The organism is Herbidospora sp. RD11066 (genome assembly GCF_054661255.1).
The window spans coordinates 1,044,111-1,057,831 of record NZ_BAAGDO010000001.1 but is presented as its reverse complement, the minus strand read 5'-3'; the positions used below and the strand labels follow the sequence as shown (position 1 = coordinate 1,057,831).

Annotated in this window: 10 protein-coding genes; 4 read left to right on the top strand and 6 right to left on the bottom strand. The window is 70.3% G+C overall.

Annotated features, from left to right (window positions below):
- Positions 1–5: 5 nt before the first annotated feature.
- Together ACYQ78_RS04830 and ACYQ78_RS04825 are read right to left on the bottom strand one after the other, a co-directional pair.
- On the bottom strand, positions 6–1,574 hold the full coding sequence (locus ACYQ78_RS04830; RefSeq protein ID WP_459799436.1) for an ABC-F family ATP-binding cassette domain-containing protein: 1,569 nt from the start codon (positions 1,572–1,574) through the stop codon (positions 6–8).
- 126 nt (positions 1,575–1,700) lie between these two features.
- Entirely contained in the window at positions 1,701–3,653 is a 1,953-nt protein-coding gene (locus ACYQ78_RS04825) for a CehA/McbA family metallohydrolase (protein WP_459799435.1), read from the bottom strand.
- Between the two features lie 217 nt (positions 3,654–3,870).
- On the opposite strand from ACYQ78_RS04825, the gene ACYQ78_RS04820 reads away from it, so the two are divergent.
- The 4 genes from ACYQ78_RS04820 to ACYQ78_RS04805 are packed head-to-tail and all read left to right on the top strand — an operon-like array spanning position 3,871 to position 8,089.
- Positions 3,871–4,914: a hypothetical protein gene (locus ACYQ78_RS04820; RefSeq protein WP_459799434.1), complete on the top strand. Its 1,044-nt coding sequence runs from the start codon at positions 3,871–3,873 to the stop codon at positions 4,912–4,914.
- A gap of 10 nt (positions 4,915–4,924) precedes the next feature.
- Positions 4,925–6,019, top strand: coding sequence for a toxic anion resistance protein (locus ACYQ78_RS04815; protein WP_459799433.1), 1,095 nt, complete (start codon positions 4,925–4,927; stop codon positions 6,017–6,019).
- Entirely contained in the window at positions 6,016–7,524 is a 1,509-nt protein-coding gene (locus ACYQ78_RS04810) for a vWA domain-containing protein (protein WP_459799432.1), read from the top strand. Before ACYQ78_RS04815 ends, ACYQ78_RS04810 begins: the two co-directional genes overlap by 4 nt.
- Positions 7,511–8,089, top strand: a complete 579-nt coding sequence (locus ACYQ78_RS04805; protein WP_459799431.1) for a hypothetical protein — start codon at positions 7,511–7,513, stop codon at positions 8,087–8,089. Before ACYQ78_RS04810 ends, ACYQ78_RS04805 begins: the two co-directional genes overlap by 14 nt.
- Here the strand turns inward: ACYQ78_RS04805 and meaB are convergent.
- Genes meaB through ACYQ78_RS04785 form a run of 4 tightly spaced genes read right to left on the bottom strand, consistent with a single transcriptional unit; the run spans position 8,053 to position 13,645 of the window.
- Positions 8,053–8,994: a methylmalonyl Co-A mutase-associated GTPase MeaB gene (gene meaB / locus ACYQ78_RS04800; RefSeq protein ID WP_459799430.1), complete on the bottom strand. Its 942-nt coding sequence runs from the start codon at positions 8,992–8,994 to the stop codon at positions 8,053–8,055. The genes ACYQ78_RS04805 and meaB overlap by 37 nt on opposite strands.
- Positions 8,991–11,108: a methylmalonyl-CoA mutase gene (gene scpA, locus ACYQ78_RS04795; RefSeq protein WP_459799429.1), complete on the bottom strand. Its 2,118-nt coding sequence runs from the start codon at positions 11,106–11,108 to the stop codon at positions 8,991–8,993. The genes meaB and scpA overlap by 4 nt, the downstream gene beginning before the upstream one ends.
- Positions 11,105–12,775 carry a methylmalonyl-CoA mutase family protein gene (locus ACYQ78_RS04790; RefSeq protein ID WP_459799428.1) on the bottom strand — a complete coding sequence of 557 codons (1,671 nt, stop codon included), beginning with the start codon at positions 12,773–12,775 and terminating at the stop codon, positions 11,105–11,107. The genes scpA and ACYQ78_RS04790 overlap by 4 nt, the downstream gene beginning before the upstream one ends.
- 54 nt (positions 12,776–12,829) lie before the next feature.
- Positions 12,830–13,645, bottom strand: coding sequence for a peptidoglycan recognition protein family protein (locus tag ACYQ78_RS04785; protein WP_459799427.1), 816 nt, complete (start codon positions 13,643–13,645; stop codon positions 12,830–12,832).
- Between the last annotated feature and the right edge of the window lie 76 nt (positions 13,646–13,721).

Genomic DNA, 13,721 nt, shown 5'->3' with positions numbered 1-13,721 from the left:
GCAGGTCACAGGTCCAGCCGCCGGGTGATGCCGATCGAGTCGAGGAACGGCAGGTCGTGGCTGGCCACGATGAGCGCGCCCCGGTAGCTCGCCAGCGCCTGTGACAGCTGGCGCACGCTCGCCAGGTCGAGGTTGTTCGTCGGTTCGTCGAGCAGCAGCAGCTGCGGCTGGGCGAACAGCAGCCGGGCCAGCGCGGCCCGGAACCGCTCGCCGCCCGACAGCGTGCCGGCGATCTGCTCGGCCCGGTTCCCCCGGAACAGGAACTTGGCCAGACCGGCGCGGATCTCGGTCTCGCTCGCGCCGGGCGCGACCGCCCGCACGTTGGCCGCGATGCTCACCGTCTCGTCGAGGACGTCGAGCCGCTGCGGCAGGTAGCGGGTCGGCACCAGCTCCGGCCAGTCGTGCACCGCCTCCAGCAGGGTCGTCTTGCCCGACCCGTTGGGGCCGAGCAGGGCGATGCGTTCGGGGCCCCGGATGACGAGCTCGGAGGGTTCGCGGCCGCGGCGTTCCGGCACCACTTCGAGCGGGCCCGACACGTCGCGGTCGGTGACGAACGTGCCGCCGAGCGGGAACTCCAGGACCATGCGGGTCTGGGGTACCGCCGTGCCGGGCAGGTCGATGCGGATCTCGGCGTCGTCGCGGAGCGCGTCTTCGGCCTCGTTCAGCCGGTCGCGGGCCTCGGCGAGCCGGCCTTCGTGCATGATGCGGTGCTTGGCGGCGCTCTCTTGAGCGGCGCGTTTCTTCGCGCCGACCACGATCTTCGGCAGGCCCCGGGTCGCCTCCGCCTTCTTGGCGTTCCTGGCCCGTTTCGCCAGCTTCTCGTGTGCCTCGATGAGGTCGCGCTTCTCGCGCCGCAGGTCGCCCTCGGCCGCGCGGACCATCCGCTCGGCCGCCTCCTGCTCCACTTCGAGCGCTTCGGTGTACGCCGTCAGCCCGCCCCCGAAGATGCGCCCGTCGGGCAGTTCGGCGAGCCGGTCGACCAGGTCGAGCAGCACCCGGTCGTGGCTGACCACGACGATCGTGCCCGGCCAGGAGGTGATGGCGTCGTACAGGCGATGGCGGGCGGACAGGTCGAGGTTGTTGGTCGGTTCGTCGAGCAGCAGCACGTCGGGGGCGCGCAGGAACTCGGCCGCCAGGCCGACCATGACGGTCTCTCCGCCGGACAGCGTGGCGACGGTCCGGTCGAGGCCGACGTCGTCGAGGCCGAGCCTGTCGAGTTCGGCGCGGGCGCGCTCCTCGACGTCCCACACGACGTTCTCGAAGTGCTCTTCGGAGGTGTCACCGGCCTCGATGGCGTGCAGGGCGCGCCGGGCCGTGGTGATGTCCATCAGGTCGGAGACGGTACGTCCCACGCCGAGCGGCAGGTTCTGCGGCAGGTAGCCGATCGAGCCCGACACCTGGACCGAGCCCCGGATGGGCACCAGCTCACCGGCCGCCAGCTTGAGAAGGGTGGACTTGCCGGAACCGTTCACCCCGATCAGCCCGGTCACTCCGGGGCCGATCACGAGGTCGAGGCCTTCGAAGACGGGGGTGCCGTCGGCCCAATAGAAGAAAAGGTCGTCACAGCGCAACACGGCGCACCAACTCCAGAGGTCATTGTCAGAAAGAAACGGACATGAGCTCTAGAGCTTCAACGGATCTCCCGAAGGCAGGCGATGTGACGTCGTCCAGGCTAGGCGACCTGGTCGCCAGGGCTCAAATCAATTTCCGCACAGGCGCGACCGGTAGATCTGGGCGGCCTTCTCGATGAGGTCGAGGTGGTCGGCGAGCTGGCTCGGCGAGTTCAGGCGGGCGCGGGTCCGGACGGTCTGGTCGAGCAGGGCCAGCCATTCGAGGCACCAGCGCACGTCCTCGGCGCGGGCGACCGGGCGTCCGGCGACGTCGATGTAGATGGGGCTGGTGTGGGCGTACACCTGCCGGTGCAGGGAGCGGCGGTGGGGGCCGCCGGAGGCGGTGGCGACGATGTAGGTGGGGTCGGTGATCCTCAGGGTGGCCCGCAGTTCCCCGGCGGGGCCGACCGCGAGCACGCCGTCGGCGGTGCCGATCTCCAGGCGTTCGACCTCGGGGCCGACGCTGCGGGCGACGATCTCGATCTCGTCTCCGGCCGACAGGCACCAGGTGTCGCCGATCTCGGCTCCCCCGGCGGTCAGTTCCAGCCAGGGGCCGGTGGTGGCGAACGTCCTGCCCTGCCTGACGGCGTGCGCGTACGCCTCGGCGGAGAGGGGGCCGCCGAGACGGGCGTAGACGCGTTCCCAGCCGGGCGGGCTGGAGACGGTGTCCTGCCGGGTGTACGACAGCATCGAGTCGGTGCCCGCCAGCGCGGCCAGCCGGTTGCCCGCGCCGAGCAGCCGCCGGTAGACCTCGACGGTGCCGGAGATCTCCGAGAAGTGCAGCAGTTCGAGCCCGTCGACCAGGCCCAGAGCGGCATCGACGACCAGCGCGCGGGCGTTGCAGTCGCGGCCCCCGGCGCCGACGACGTCGGCGGGGGTGGAGATCGGCCCGTGGAACGGGTGGGCGTAGCCCAAGACGGCCTGGAGTTCGCGCAGCTCACCGCAGGCGGCGCCGTTGGGCGGCCAGTCGGCGTCGTCGAGGAAGCCCGTGTGGTAGATCGACGGCGGCGCGGCCAGGCCGAAGGCGTGCACGTGGCCGAGCAGGTCGTTGCGGTATTCCACGCCCATGCGGGCGACGTGCCCGGCGTCCGACCACGGCAGGTCGCGACCGGCCCAGTGGTGCAGCGCCTCCTGGTCGTAGACCCGGTGACCGGCCACGTTGCCCGCGACCAGGTTGAGCACGTGGAGGTCCTCGCCGTGCTGCATGGCGGCGGCCTCCGCGGGGGCGGCCACCACGTCACCGGCCCAGTTGAGGTGGACGTGCAGGTCGGCACCGAACCAGCCTTTCGCGGCGGCGTCGTAGAGGCGGGCGGGGGTGAGGTGCACCGTGGTCTCGCGCCAGGGCGCGGGGGTGACCTGGGCTTCGGCGGTGTCGTACTCCATGCCGCGGGTGACCCGGACGACCAGCGGTTCGGCCGGTACGGAGACGGTCACGTCGTCGCCGTGGAAGTAGGGCACGCCGTGGTAGTCGCGCCGGTTGGGCACGCCGTCGGGCCACCAGCCCTGGCCGTCGGTCGAGGTCACGCTCCACCGGCAGGGGAACCCGGCCCGCAGGCGCAGCCGCGCCGGGATCGCGGCCCGGGTGAGCACCGACAGGTCGACGCGGTCGCCGCCGACGCGCAGGTCGCTGTCGCTGGTGAACTCGGCGAGGTGTGCTCCGCCGGGGCCGAGGGTGTGCTCCGTGCCGTCGAGGGTGACGGTGGCGGGGGTCGTACGGGACGAATCGACCAGGAGCACGCCCGGCACCGGGGTCGCCGACAGGACCGCGCACGAGCGGGCCTCCAGGATGTAGCCGCCGGGGGTGAGCCGGAGCACGGTCAGGCCGTCGGGGATCTCCCGGCCGCCGACGGCGTCGCGGAAGGCCCGGTCGAGGTCGGTGTCGCCGGACATCTGGTAGGCCTCGTCCGGGAACCGCAGGAAACTCAGCATGCGCACGTAGCCGATCGGCGGTTCACCCCAGGTGATGCCGTGCTCGGCCAGCAGTGCGCGGTAGTCGTCGAGAGCCCGAGCCACCACCGGTGGCAACAGCGGGTCGTGATGCATGATCGCCTCCCCGATATCCGAAAGCGACAGCATCGTCACACTCGATCACCATGACCGGGGTGCAATCGTGCGTCGGGGTGCAGCACCCTCGAACTCGGAGGGAGAAAACCCGAACCGGGAGGGAAAAGCATCACCCGTGAAGGGATGATGAACGCGCCCTGAATTCTTTTTATGGCGCGCGTCGGCATTCGCGGCATCTCACATAATTCGGGGTGAGATGAGGAGAAGACTGCTCGGTGTGGCGCTGGCCATCCTCCTGGGGGGAGCGGTCGTCGCGGCCCTCGTCCTGGGCAACCAGGGGTCGGGCGTCACCGTTGTCCGCGGCGTGATCGGGTCGGAGAAGAAACCGTTCTTCGACGACCCGGAGGTCAAGGCCGCCTTCGCCAAACACGGCCTCCAAGTAGAGGTCGACACCGCCGGGTCACGCGAGATCGCCACGAGCGTGGACCTGAGCACCTATTCGTTCGCCTTCCCGTCGAGCGCACCGGCCGCCGAGAAGATCAAGAAGGACCGCGGGGCGACCCGGACCTTCGCGCCGTTCTTCTCGCCCATGGCGGTGGCCACCTTCGAGCCGATCGTGAGCACGCTCACGCAGGCCGGGGTCGTCAGCGGTACGACCTTCGACATCAAGAAATATCTGGAACTGGTGGCCAAGGGCACCCGGTGGGACGGGCTGCCCGGGTCGTACAAGGCCAGGAAACGGGTGCTGCTCACCACGACCGACATCCGCACCTCGAACTCGGCGGCCATGTACCTGGCCATGACGAGTTACGTCGCCAACGGCGACGACGTGGTGCAGGGCGCCGACCCGAAGGTGGCCGAACAGGTCGCGCCGCTGTTCCTCGACCAGGGCTATTCGGAGTCGACCTCCGAGGCGCCGTTCGAGGACTACCTGGCGATGGGCATGGGGAAGACGCCCATGATCATGATCTATGAGGCGCAGTACGCCTCCCGCCTGTTCGCGGGCGACGGCTCGATCGGTCCGGAGATGCGGCTGCTCTACCCGTCGCCGACCGTGCTCAGCAAGCACACGCTGGTGCCCTTCGACGAGAACGCGAACGAGGTCGGGCGGCTGCTGACCGACGACCCCGAGTTCGCGAAGCTCGCCGCCCGGCACGGCTTCCGCACGGCGAACCCCGGCGTCTTCGCCGGCCTCGCCGAGGGCACCGCGCTCACCCGTGACCTGGTCGACGTGGTCGAGCCGCCCACCTACGACCACCTGGAACAGCTCGTCGCGATGATCGAAGAGCGTTATCTCTGAGGAAGGTCTGATGGACCTCGTACTCACTCCGCCCGACCCGGTGCCGCCGGTCCCGGTGGAGAAGGCCTCCCGCATGATGCCGGTGTCGGAGCAGCGCGACGCCGAACTGTCCGAGCGGGCCCGCGCGTTCGCCGGGGAACTGGCCGCGATCGACCCGCGCTCCCCCGACTTCACCAAGAAGGTCGCCGACATCACGGCGATGGGCGCGAGCGAGATCGGCTCGTCGTCGCAGGTGTCGAACCGGATGCTGAAGCGCCCCTTACGCGCCTCCGAGGGCCCGGTCGCGGGCGACCTGGTGTCGCTGCGCCGCACGATCGTCGACCTCGACCCGAAGAACGCGACCACCGGCCGCCGCCTGATGGGCCTGCTGCCGAACCGGCTGCGCGACTACTTCGCCAAATACCAGAGCGCGCAGAAGCACCTCGACGACATCGTGCGCTCGCTCAAGTCGGGCCAGGACGAACTGCGCAAGGACAACGCCGCCATCGAGGGCGAGCGCCGCCTGCTGTGGGACGCGATGCTCAAACTCCAGGAGTACGCGATGCTCGCCGCCGCCCTCGACGCGGAGATCGAGGAGCTGATCCTGCGCGAGACCGACGAGGAGCGGGTCACCGCGCTGCGCAGCGACGCCCTGTTCGCGATCCGGCAGCGCCACCAGGACCTGCTGACCCAGCTCGCCGTCTCGGCCCAGGGCTACCTGGCGCTCGACCTGGTGCGCAAGAACAACCTGGAGCTCATCAAGGGCGTGGACCGCGCCACCACGACGACGATGGCCGCGCTGCGCACGGCGGTCGTGGTGGCCCAGGCGCTGGCCGGGCAGAAGCTGGTGCTCGACCAGATCACCGCGCTCAACGCGACCACCTCCGACCTGATCGTGTCGACCAGCGAACTGCTGCGCGGCCAGGCCGCCGACATCCAGGCGCAGGCCGCCGCGACCACGATCGACCTCGACGCGCTGCGCAAGGCGTTCGACAACATCTACGCCACCATCGACACGATCGACGAGTTCCGCTCACGCGCCGTCGACAACATGGCGACCACGATCGGCAGCCTGACCGTGGAGATCGAGAACGCGCAGAAGTACCTCGACCGGAGCGAGCGGTGAAACGGGCCCTCCTCGCGCTGCTGCTGGTAGCGGCGTCACTGACGGCGTGCTCCACCGACGAGCCGTTCCGGATCCTGGCCGGCAGCGAGGTCGCCGACCTGGAACCGCTGCTCAAGGAGTCGGGCGTCGAGGTCGAGTTCACCTACACCGGCACCCTCGACGGTGCCGAGCAGGTCGCCCGGGGCGACGCGGGCGACTACGACGCGATCTGGTTCTCCTCCAACCGCTACCTGTCGCTGATCGACGGCGCCCGCGAGCGGCTGTCGACCCAGACGAAGATCATGAATTCGCCGGTGGTGCTCGGGCTCAAGGCCGCCAAGGCCGCCGAACTGGGCTGGGACACCAAGCCGGTGACCTGGACGGACATCGCCGCGGCGGCGTCCTCGGGCAGGTTCACGTTCGGGATGACCAACCCGGCCTCCTCCAACTCCGGCTTCTCGGCGCTGGTCGGGGTGGCGGCGGCGCTGTCGGACGCCGGGGAGGCCCTCGACGCGCGGACGATCGCGGCCGTGACGCCGAAGCTCAAGCAGTTCTTCTCGGCGCAGAAGCTCACGTCGGGGTCGTCGGGCTGGCTGGCGGAGGCCTACACGGCCCGGCCCGACGTCGACGGGCTGGTCAACTACGAGTCGGTGCTGCTCGGCCTGCGCGACAAGCTGACCCTCGTCTATCCGACCGACGGGGTGGTGTCGGCCGACTACCCGCTCACCCTGCTCACCTCGTCGTCGCGGAAGGAGCAGTACGACAAGCTGACGTCGTGGCTGCGTACACCCGAGACCCAGCAGAAGATCATGACGGCCACCCATCGGCGGCCGATCGTGCCCGGGGTCGCGCTCGCGCCCGAGTTCGGGTCGGCCACCCTGGTCGAGCTGCCGTTCCCGAACCGGCGCTCGGCCGCCGACGAGCTGATCGGGGCCTACCTGAACCAGGTGCGGGTGCCCGCGCGGGCGGTGTTCGTGCTGGACACCTCCGGTTCGATGGAGGGCGACCGCATCGACGGCCTGCGCACCGCGCTCGTCACGCTGACCGGCGCCGACACCTCGGCCTACGGGACGTTCTCCCGGTTCCGCAACCGCGAGTTCGTGACGCTGCTGCCGTTCAGCGACCGGACCAAGCCACAGCACGACTACGAGCTCCCCGAGCGCGATCCGGAGGACATGCTCGCCCTGATCAGGAGCCGCGCGGAAAGCCTCTCGGCCGGCGGCGGAACCGCCATCTACGACGCTTTGCGGGCCGCCTACGAGGAGCCGGTCGACCCCGAGCGCTATTCGTCGATCGTGCTGATGACCGACGGCGAGAACACCGACGGCTCCACCTTCTCCGACTTCCAGCTCTTCTACCAGGCGCTTCCCCCCGAGAAGAAGACGGTGCGGACTTTCGTGGTCCTCTTCGGCGACAGCGACGTCGACGAGATGAACGACATCGCCAAGCTGACCGGCGGCGCCGTCTTCGACGCCAGGAACGGCTCGCTGGCCGAGGCGTTCAAGGAGATCCGTGGCTACCAGTGACCGGATCCTGACCTACCTCGGCTCGACGAAGAACATCGTCGGCTCGATCTGCGGGCTGGTCGGGGTGGGCCTGGTCTTCCTGGGCGTCGCCGGTTCGCTCTGGCCCGTCGTGGTCTTCGGCCTGTACGGATTGGGCGCTCTGCTGGCCCCCTCGGACAGGACCAGGGTGGTGCTGTCCCTCGCCGAGGCCGAGACGTCGGCGCTGCGGGTGGAGCTGGACACGCTGGTCGGGCGGCTGCGCGGGTTCCCACCCGACGTGATCGAGCGGGTGGTGGAACTGGCGGAGACGCTGCGCGGCGTCTTGGGCCGCGTCCAGTCCCCCGACCACCTGCACGTGGTGTCGCAGACGATCCGCGACTACCTCCCGACCAGCCTGGACGCCTATGGACGGCTTCCCCTGGCACGGAGAGAGGCCGCCCACGCGGAACTGCTGAACCAGCTCGACCTGCTGAAAACCGGCCTGGGCCGGGTGGCCGACGCCGTGCACGCGGGCGACGAGCAGGCTCTCAAAGACCAGGGCCGCTTCCTTCAGGACCGGTTCGGCGGGTCGTCACTGGACCTGTAGAGCAGGTCGGCCGCCTGTGCCGGGGTGAGTACGCCGTCGAGGACCTGCTGCTCGATCTCCGGGGCGATGCGTCGCGTGCGCCGGCGAAGGTCGGTGAGCACCCGGTCGCGGACCATGGCCCACGTCCAGTCGACCGCCTGGCGTTGCCGTTTGGCCGTCAGGTCGGTCGTGTTCTGGTGTTTGAGGATGTGCGCCCACAGCTCGGTCAGGCCCGCCCCGGTCATTCCGCTGCAGGTCAGCACCGGGGTGTGGGAGTTGAGCAGTCGGAGCGCTCCCGACAACTCGCGAGCCGCCTTCTTCGCGGCCAGTTCGTATTCGCCGTCGGCCTTGTTGACCGCGATGACGTCGGCCAGCTCCAGCACGCCTTTCTTAATGCCCTGGAGCTGGTCACCCGTCCGCGCGAGGGACAGCACGAGGAACGTGTCGACCATTTCGGCCACCGCCGTCTCCGACTGGCCGACGCCGACCGTCTCGACGAGGACCACGTCGTAGCCCGCCGCCTCGACGACGACCATCGCCTCACGCGTCGCCTTCGCCACGCCGCCGAGGGTTCCGGCGGTCGGCGAGGGGCGGATGAACGCGTTGGGGTCGACCGCCAGGCGGCTCATCCGGGTCTTGTCGCCCAGGATGCTGCCGCCCGACCGGGTCGACGACGGGTCGACCGCCAGCACGGCCACCTTGTGGCCCTGGCCGGTCAGGCTCGTGCCGAGGCCCTCGATGAACGTCGACTTGCCCACGCCCGGCACCCCGCTGACCCCCACCCTGCGGGCCTTCCCGGCCGACGGGGTGAGCTCCGCGAGCAGCTCCTGGGCCTGCTCGCGGTGGTCGGCGCGGGTCGACTCGACGAGGGTGATGGCGCGGGCGATCGACCGGCGGTCGCCCCTTCTGACCCCTTCGGCGATCATCGGTTGCGCAGGTCGTCGACCAGGCCGAGGGCGGCGTCGGCGATGACCGTACCGGGCGGGAAGATCGCGTCGGCTCCGGCGGCGCGCAGGGCGTCGAAGTCGCCGGGCGGGATGACGCCGCCGACCACGATCATGATGTCGTCGGCGCCCAGGTCCCCGAGCGCCTTCTTCAGCGCCGGGACCAGCGTCAGGTGGCCCGCCGCGAGCGACGACACCCCGACGACGTGCACGTCGGCCTCGACCGCCTGGCGGGCGACCTCTTCCGGCGTCTGGAACAGCGGGCCGACGTCGACGTCGAAGCCGAGGTCGGCGAAGCCGGTGGCGATCACCTTCTGGCCCCGGTCGTGGCCGTCCTGGCCCATCTTCGCCACCAGGATGCGCGGGCGGCGGCCCTGCTCCTCGGCGAACGCGGCGCAGGCCGCGCGCACCTCCTCGATCCTGCCCATACCGGCTCCGGCCTCCTGCCGGTAGACGCCCGAGATCGTGCGGATGCGGGCCTCGTGGCGGCCAAACACCTTCTCCAGCGCGTCGGAGATCTCCCCGACGGTCGCCTTCGCGCGGGCGGCGTCGACGGCCAGCGCCAGCAGGTTGCCGCTCCCGGCGGCGGCCTCGGTGAGCGCCTTCAAAGCGGTCTCCACCGCGAGGGGATCCCGTTCCGCCCTGAGTCTCTCCAGCTTGGCGAGCTGCTGCTTGCGTACCGAACTGTTGTCGACCTTCAGCACCTCGATGGGCTCGTCGGCCTCGGGGCGGTACTTGTTCACCCCGATCACCGGCTGGCGGCCCGAGTCGATGCGGGCCTGGGTGCGGGCGGCGGCCTCCTCGATGCGGAGCTTCGGCAGGCCCAGGTCGATGGCGCGGGCCATGCCGCCGGCCTCCTCGACCTCCTGGATGTGCGCCCACGCCTTCTCGGCCAGTTCCTCGGTGAGGCGCTCGACGTAGTAGGAGCCGCCCCACGGGTCGATCACCCGCGTCGTGCCCGACTCCTGCTGGAGCACGAGCTGGGTGTTGCGGGCGATCCGGGCCGAGAAGTCGCTCGGCAGCGCGAGCGCCTCGTCGAGGGCGTTGGTGTGCAGCGACTGGGTGTGGCCCTGGGTGGCGGCCATCGCCTCGACACATGTGCGGGCGACGTTGTTGTAGACGTCCTGGGCGGTCAGCGACCAGCCGGAGGTCTGCGAGTGGGTGCGCAGCGACAGCGACTTCGGGTTCTTCGCGCCGAAGCCGCTCACCAGGCGCGCCCACAGCAGCCGGGCCGCGCGCAGCTTGGCGACCTCCATGAAGAAGTTCATCCCGATGCACCAGAAGAACGACAGGCGCGGCGCGAACGCGTCGATGTCCATCCCGGCCTTCGTCCCGGCCCGCAGGTATTCGACGCCGTCGGCCAGCGTGTAGGCCAGCTCCAGGTCGAGCGTGGCCCCGGCCTCCTGGATGTGGTAGCCGGAGATCGAGATCGAATTGAACTTCGGCATCTTCCGCGAGGTGAACTCGAAGATGTCGGAGATGATCCGCATCGACGGTTCGGGCGGGTAGATGTAGGTGTTGCGGACCATGAACTCCTTGAGGATGTCGTTCTGGATCGTCCCCTGGAGCTGTTCCGGCGCCACCCCCTGCTCCTCGGCGGCCACGATGTAGAGCGCGAGGATCGGCAGCACCGCGCCGTTCATGGTCATCGACACGGTCATCCTGTCGAGGGGGATGCCCTCGAAGAGCTGGCGCATGTCGTAGATCGAGTCGATCGCCACGCCCGCCATGCCGACGTCGCCCTCGACGCGCGGGTGGTCGGAGTCGTAGCCCCGGTGGGTGGCCAGGTCGAAGGCGACCGACAGGCCCTTCTGCCCGGCCGCGAGGTTGCGGCGGTAGAAGGCGTTGGACTCCTCGGCGGTGGAGAACCCGGCGTACTGGCGGATGGTCCAGGGCTGGTTGACGTACATGGTCGGGTAGGGCCCGCGCAGGAACGGCGCGCGGCCCGGGTAGGTCGGCAGGTAGCCGGGCAGGTCGGCGGCCTCGTAGAGCGGCTTGACCGCGATGCCCTCGGGGGTGTCCCAGAGGTCGCCGCCGACCTTGGCGGGCTCGGCGTGGCCGCTCCCGAGCGGGATCTCGCTGAAGTCGGGGATCATCGGTCCACTCCCAGATCGTCGAACGTGCTCTCCAGGACCTTCAGGGCGTCACACCCCGCGAAGAGGGTGGCGTCGACACCTCCATACTCCCCCTTCCCGGCCAGCCACACCTTCTCGGCCCCGGCCTCCCTGAGGGCGGCGGCCACCTGTTCGGCGTGGTCGGCGTAGAGGCGGTCACTGGAGCAGATGCAGGCCACGGTGGTCCCGGCGTGGACGAATTCCGCCGGCTCCCCCACCACGGTCGCGATGCCCCCGGCGGCGAAGAGGTTGGCGGCGAACGTGGCGCGCGCGGTGTGCACGGCGACCGGGCCGATCGTGGCGAGGAACACCGTCGGCCGGTCGTCCTGCGCGTCGGCGAGGTCGCGGAGCTTCTCGAACGGCCCGGCGTAGCGGTCGGGCTGCCCGGGCAGGCCGGGGCCCGCCTCCCTGGCGGGGACCTTCTCGGTGAGGTTCGGGAACTCGCTCACCCCGGTGATGGGGTGCCTGCGGCGGGCGACGTCCTTCGCGCGGGCCGCGCGCGCCCCGGCGATGGCGTCGGTGAGCACCTGCTCGCCGTGCTTCTCGGTCTGCTGGAACAGGTCCCAGGCGGTGTTCGCGAGGTCGTCGGTGAGGTGTTCGACGTACCAGGAACCACCGGCGGGGTCGGCGACGCGGGCGATCCCGGCCTCCTCGACCAGCAGCGACTGGGTGTTGCGGGCGATCCGGCGGGCGAACGCGTCGGGCAGCCCGAGGGCGGCGTCGAACGGCTGGACCGTCACGGCGTCGGCACCCCCGGCCCCCGCCGCGAAACAGGCGAGGGTGGTGCGGAGCATGTTCACCCACGGGTCGCGCGCCGTCATCATCGCGCCCGAGGTCACGGCGTGCTGGAGCTGCTCGGGCGGGCCACCGGCCACCTCGGCCACCCGGGCCCACAGGCGGCGGGCCGCCCGGAGCTTGGCGATCGTGAGGAACTGGTCGGCGGTGGCGGCGTACCGGAACTCGATCAGTTCGAACGCCCGCTCGGTGGAGACCCCCGCCTCGGTGAGGCGCCGCAGCGCGCGAACACCCTGAGTGATCGAGGCGGCGAGCTCCTGCGCGTCGGCGGCGCCGCCGTCGTGGTAGGCGAGCGCGTCGACGACGACCAGCCGGAGCCGTCCGCGGGCCCGGCCGGCGAAGTCGGCGAGATCGGGATCGTCGGGCGCGAAGCCCAGGTTCCCGCCCGGAAATTCACCGCTTCCGTTCAACTGAAAAGCGGTCTCGTTCAACTGGAGAAAGGTGTGCGCGGCCTGCGCGGCGCGCTTTCCCGCGTCGAGCACGACCGGCGCCAGGTCGAGCAGAACCCCGTCGAGCGCCACCGGCAGCGTGGCCGGATCGAGCGAGGTGAGATCGAGCCAGACCGAGGAGACCCCGTTCTCGAGGTCGGCGAGGATCGCCTCCCTGGTCACCCGGGGATCGGGGTGGGCGTGCCGTTGCCGCACGTCCCACGGCCCGGCGTTCCCGACCAGGCGGGGCAGGTCAGGCGCCTCGTCGTAGAGCGGCGCGATCGTCACGCCGTCGTAGGTACGGGTCGCGAGCCGCCCCTCGGGGTCGTCGCCCTCGTATCCCGACTTGCGCAGCACGGCGAGCGCGAGCGCCCGCCATTCCTCCCGCGATCCGGGCTCGAACCCGGCCGCCAGATCCACTTTCATGTTCCGGATGATAAATGGATCCTCTAAACAGGGAGCCCCCGGTCTGCCCCTAATTCACAACGTGTAACGGAATGACTCTTCCCAGGTACGGCGTCCGACGATCCCGTCGTCGGGCAGATCGACCCGCCGCTGGAACGTCTTGCAGACATCGCGGGACCGCTGCCCGTAGGCGCCGTCGGCGTCGAGCTCGAACCCGATCTTCTTCATCTGCTGCTGCCACCGCTTGACGTCGTCACCGACGGTGACCGGCGGGAAGGTGAACAGCCGCCCCGGCCACGCCGGGATCTGCCCGCCCGGCGGGTTGCCCGGATCGGCCGGGCCCCCGGGCCGGGGCGCCCCCTGCTGCACCCACGCGTAGAGCGCCGCGCCGGGACAGTCGGTGGAGAAGCCGTCGCGGTGCCCCTTGATCTCGGTCCCGGCGCCGCCCTCCTTGCGGAGGTACTCGATGGCGTCGAGGACGGCGTGCAGCAGGTCGTCGTTGGGCCTGACGAACCCGGCGTTGCCGACGAGCCCGAGCACGGCGTAGTGGTCGGAGTTCAGCCCGGACCCGTTCGCGGCGGGAAGGTGGTCGGGACCCCGCCCGACGAACACCTTCTTGTGAGGACAGGCGATCATGCTGTAGCCGATGTCCATCCAGCCGTTGCCGTCCATGTGGAAGTTCTGGATCGACTTGACCTGCGCGACGCAGAGGGTGTGGTTGTCGGCGATCTCAGGGGGGACGCGCCCGCCCGTGTAGTGGACCTTGACACCCTTCGTGGACGTCAGCGGGGAGTACGACCCCTTGGGGGCGCGGGCTCCCCATTGTGCGCGGGTCACCAGCGAGATGGCCACGAAGAAACTCCAGTGCAGGTTGGACAGGACGCCGAGCATATTGGCCGCCGGAACGGACGAGAGGCGCTTTGCCCATATCGACGGCCGATATGCCCAACGGTGCTGAGCCTGGTCT

Coding starts and splice junctions, on each gene's coding strand:
- ACYQ78_RS04825 (WP_459799435.1), bottom strand. CDS start 3,653: ATGCATCACGACCCGCTGTTGCCACCGGTGGTGGCTCGGGCTCTCGAC.
- ACYQ78_RS04820 (WP_459799434.1), top strand. CDS start 3,871: ATGAGGAGAAGACTGCTCGGTGTGGCGCTGGCCATCCTCCTGGGGGGA.
- ACYQ78_RS04815 (WP_459799433.1), top strand. CDS start 4,925: ATGGACCTCGTACTCACTCCGCCCGACCCGGTGCCGCCGGTCCCGGTG.
- meaB (WP_459799430.1), bottom strand. CDS start 8,994: ATGATCGCCGAAGGGGTCAGAAGGGGCGACCGCCGGTCGATCGCCCGC.
- scpA (WP_459799429.1), bottom strand. CDS start 11,108: ATGATCCCCGACTTCAGCGAGATCCCGCTCGGGAGCGGCCACGCCGAG.
- ACYQ78_RS04790 (WP_459799428.1), bottom strand. CDS start 12,775: ATGAAAGTGGATCTGGCGGCCGGGTTCGAGCCCGGATCGCGGGAGGAA.
- ACYQ78_RS04785 (WP_459799427.1), bottom strand. CDS start 13,645: ATGCTCGGCGTCCTGTCCAACCTGCACTGGAGTTTCTTCGTGGCCATC.